Consider the following 446-nt stretch of genomic DNA (forward strand, 5'->3'; position numbering starts at 1 on the left):
GACGGCGCGCCGCGACTTCCTCGAGACGTTCCACGACCGGATCCTGCGTCCGCGCGGCCTCGACCACAAGGTCGTGTTCCCCGGCCCGGGCGGCGCGAACGCCGTGGAGGCCGCGCTGAAGCTCGCCCGCAAGGTCACGGGCGGGAGTCCGTCATCACGTTCACCAACGCGTTCCACGGGATGACGCTGGGCGCGCTGTCCGTCACGGGCAGCTCGATGAAGCGCGGAGGAGCGGGGGTCCCGCTCGTGCACGCGACCCCGATGCCGTACGACGACTACTTCGACGGGGACGTCCCGGACTTCGTGTACCTGGAGCGGCTCCTCGCGGACGGCGGGAGCGGGCTCAACGAGCCCGCCGCGGTCATCGTCGAGACGGTCCAGGGGGAGGGCGGCATCAACGCGGCGCGCGCGGAGTGGCTGCGCGGGCTGGCCGACCTGTGCTCCCG

At 72.9% G+C, this 446-nt stretch carries 1 pseudogene; it reads left to right on the forward strand.

Annotation, left to right across the window (positions count from 1 at the left end):
- Positions 1–446: pseudogene (locus G3I78_RS48425) on the forward strand (aminotransferase class III-fold pyridoxal phosphate-dependent enzyme); the annotation flags it as partial.

The sequence above is a fragment of the Streptomyces sp. SID13726 genome (assembly GCF_010548375.1).
Lineage (GTDB): Bacteria > Actinomycetota > Actinomycetes > Streptomycetales > Streptomycetaceae > Streptomyces.